Below are 2,791 nucleotides of genomic sequence, written 5' to 3' on the forward strand. Positions count from 1 at the left end.
TGGCCATTGCGCCCTGCGGGCACGACTGGCTCTGCTGCGCCGGATGGCTCACCTCCCAGGCCCAGTACGCCACCACGGCGTGCTCCCAGAAGATCCTGGGCGCTGGCGCCTGCGGGGGTGTGCACCCCTCGAACGAGTACGTGTACATTCCCCTTGACATGGGATAGCCCCCACCCCCATGCTGGTATTACACACCCACAACATCAAGGAGGTCTGAGCATGACGAACACATTCAAGCCGGGGGACAAGGTCCGCCGCACGCGCCCGCACATGAACGGCCTGGAGGCCTACGGCCCCGGGTTCGAGTTCATCGTTGACCGAGTCACCCACAACACGCTGTGGGCCAAGGGCGACAGCACCTATGGCCACAACGTGGCGAACGTCGAGCTGGTCACGCCCGCCCGCGCCTTCAAGGTCGGCGACATCGTGAAGCTTACCGGCATCAAGTGGGGTGACGGGTTCCCGCCCAGCGCGGGCACCACCCACGAGATCATCGAGGTCTTCGGCGGCAGCCACGCCAAGATCGACACCGGCACCCCCGGCAACAGCGACGTCTGGTACGTCTACCCGGCAGGCGACAGGTACTACGCCGAGTGGGGCGCCGAGATCGTCACGCCCGAGTCGGACGCCACGGGCTACCCCGTCGGCACGCCGCGCGCGGAGAAGGCCGTCCCGGAGACCGCCGACATCAAGGCCGAGTTCGCCGGTGGCGACCCCGCCAAGCTGGCGCTGTTCAACCGCTGGTACGAGCGCGAGCTGGAGGAGGCCCGCGAGGACGCCTCCACGATGGCGTTCGTCAACGGGCGCCGAGAGGGCTTCAAGGCGGGCTGGGATCAGCGCGGCGAGCTGGAGGCCGCGGATCTCGCGGACTGGGAGCGCGAGCTGCTGGGCCTGAATCCTGCGCCGAAGCCCGTGGTCGTCCAGAGCGCGCGCGACTTCGTGGACGCGCTCCCGGTCGGTACGCGCATCCGCAGCCTGGAGGCAGGCTCGGAGTACACCCGGATCCCGGACGGCCTCATCGCCACGAAGGTCGGCGGGGGTTCGTACTTTCGGGTCGGCCACGTCTTCGCCATCCGGAACGTCACCGCGCGGGCGAACTTCTACGAGATCATCGAGTGACGCTCCGCACGGCGGTGAGGGCTGGGTTCTACCTGGCCCTCGCCGCCCTCATCATCCACCTTGCCATCCAGGCATTCTGACAGAGAGGAGTCGCAATGGACCCCGACGAGCTGGACTACAACGACTTCATGTTCGCTCAGTACATGGATTCGCTCGAACCGCCCGAACCGGAGGATGAATATCCCCCCAGCGGGTACGACGAGTACGACCGCTACTGATAGCCGGTGGCCCTGGGGGGTTGTTGTGTCTCTCCAGGGCCGTCGAGTATCCGTAGAACGACGAAAGGAGATCCCCCATGGGAGGTCAGGAGTACACGCCCGACACGGAGACTGTCAGGGCCGCGTCGGCGCGAGCTATAGGCACCGACTGGTTCGACCGCTGGCTGGGGGCCCACGATCGCGAGGTGCGCGCCGAGGGGCACCGCCAGGGCTGCGAGACTGCCCGCCAGGACATGATCTCCGGCGCATTCATCGGCGGCCCCACGTTCGAGGCGCTGCGCGCCAGCTTCACCGGCCAGCGGATCGCCCGGGACATTGTCGAGCTGGCTGCCCAGGAGGCTGATCGCGGGTACCTCGCCAGCGAGAGCTGTGACGACATCGCCGCGCGCATCCGGGCCCTGAAGCCGTGAGCGCCCCCAGGACGTCGAAAGCTCGCTGCAGGTCCAAGAGGGCGTACGCCACCGAAGAGCGCGCCCTGCAGGCGCTCAGCGACGTACAGGCCATCCGGAACGATGACGCCACCCGCGAACGCCGGGCGTACCCCTGCAACGTGGGCCCCGGCGGCCCGCACTGGCACCTGACGAGCGCCCCCGTCCGCGGTGGCAACGACACCGAGACCCTGCGCTACATCGCCACCCTGGAACGCACCGTGGTCTTCCTGCTCCGCAAGATCGAGGAAGCGCGATGCCACTCACTAGCCTGCAGGACGAGCAGGGGCGCCGAGTGCTGGCCGCCCTTCGCGAGCGCGCCCGGGTGGCCGTTAGGAGGCGAAAACCCGGAACCGCGAGCGCGATGCGCAGGAGAACCGCGAGATGTTCACGGCGCTCGCCAAATACGGGCCCCACTCGCAGGGACACGAAAGGGGGGCGCGCCCTCCGGGACACTCGGAGCACGGCGGCGGGCGGATGTACCCTCCGGGGATGATGTACAATGAACCGTGGCACTGGCCACCGAAGACGAAGGAGGAGAGCATGGCACTCACGCAGGAGCAGTTCCAGGCAGCACTGGAGATCCGCGACATCGTGGTATCGGCGATCGCCGACGCGGTGCACTCGTTCCAGGAGCCGATCGACCTGAACGAGGACGACTCGCGCGTCATCGCCGAGGGCATCGCCGAGGACCTTTTCAACCACGGCTACATCGCCCTCGACGTTGTGGACTGTGACCGATGAGCTACGCAGAGCGCAACATGAAGCTGACCGACCTGGCTATCATCCTCGCCGCGGAGTCGAAGCGGCTGGGCATGGCTCTCGGCGCTGGAATGTCCGACGGCGTCATAGCTGAGCGCACCGAGAACGAGCGTCGGGCCTGGCAGGACTTCTCCGATGCCCTGTGGGGCAAGGATTCACCCACGCCCACAGAAGTGCCCGGAGGGGTAAAATCTGCTCCGGCCCAGGACCTCGATCCGGTCACCAAAATCCACGCCTTCGTGAACGTGGAAGACTACCCCGGGG

5 protein-coding genes are annotated in these 2,791 nt (G+C 67.2%); all 5 read left to right on the forward strand.

Annotation, left to right across the window (positions count from 1 at the left end; all coding sequences use genetic code 11):
• Positions 1-219 precede the first annotated feature (219 nt).
• A complete protein-coding gene (locus tag ABFE16_00805; GenBank protein ID MEN6343811.1) occupies positions 220-1,119 on the forward strand; it encodes a hypothetical protein in 900 nt (299 codons plus the stop codon).
• Between the two features lie 95 nt (positions 1,120-1,214).
• Positions 1,215-1,337 carry a hypothetical protein gene (locus tag ABFE16_00810; GenBank protein ID MEN6343812.1) on the forward strand — a complete coding sequence of 41 codons (123 nt, stop codon included), beginning with the start codon at positions 1,215-1,217 and terminating at the stop codon, positions 1,335-1,337.
• A 77-nt stretch (positions 1,338-1,414) separates the two neighbouring features.
• The gene (locus ABFE16_00815; GenBank protein ID MEN6343813.1) at positions 1,415-1,747 is read left to right on the forward strand and encodes a hypothetical protein; all 333 of its coding nucleotides are present in this window, start codon (positions 1,415-1,417) and stop codon (positions 1,745-1,747) included.
• A 561-nt stretch (positions 1,748-2,308) separates the two neighbouring features.
• Positions 2,309-2,509, forward strand: coding sequence for a hypothetical protein (locus tag ABFE16_00820; protein MEN6343814.1), 201 nt, complete (start codon positions 2,309-2,311; stop codon positions 2,507-2,509).
• On the forward strand, positions 2,506-2,791 hold a 286-nt coding region (locus ABFE16_00825; GenBank protein MEN6343815.1), incomplete at its 3' end, for a hypothetical protein. The genes ABFE16_00820 and ABFE16_00825, both read left to right, overlap by 4 nt.

It is taken from the genome of Armatimonadia bacterium (assembly GCA_039679385.1).
Taxonomy (GTDB): Bacteria; Armatimonadota; Zipacnadia; order Zipacnadales; family JABUFB01; genus JAJFTQ01.

Coding starts and splice junctions, on each gene's coding strand:
- ABFE16_00820 (MEN6343814.1), top strand. CDS start 2,309: ATGGCACTCACGCAGGAGCAGTTCCAGGCAGCACTGGAGATCCGCGAC.
- ABFE16_00815 (MEN6343813.1), top strand. CDS start 1,415: ATGGGAGGTCAGGAGTACACGCCCGACACGGAGACTGTCAGGGCCGCG.
- ABFE16_00805 (MEN6343811.1), top strand. CDS start 220: ATGACGAACACATTCAAGCCGGGGGACAAGGTCCGCCGCACGCGCCCG.
- ABFE16_00810 (MEN6343812.1), top strand. CDS start 1,215: ATGGACCCCGACGAGCTGGACTACAACGACTTCATGTTCGCTCAGTAC.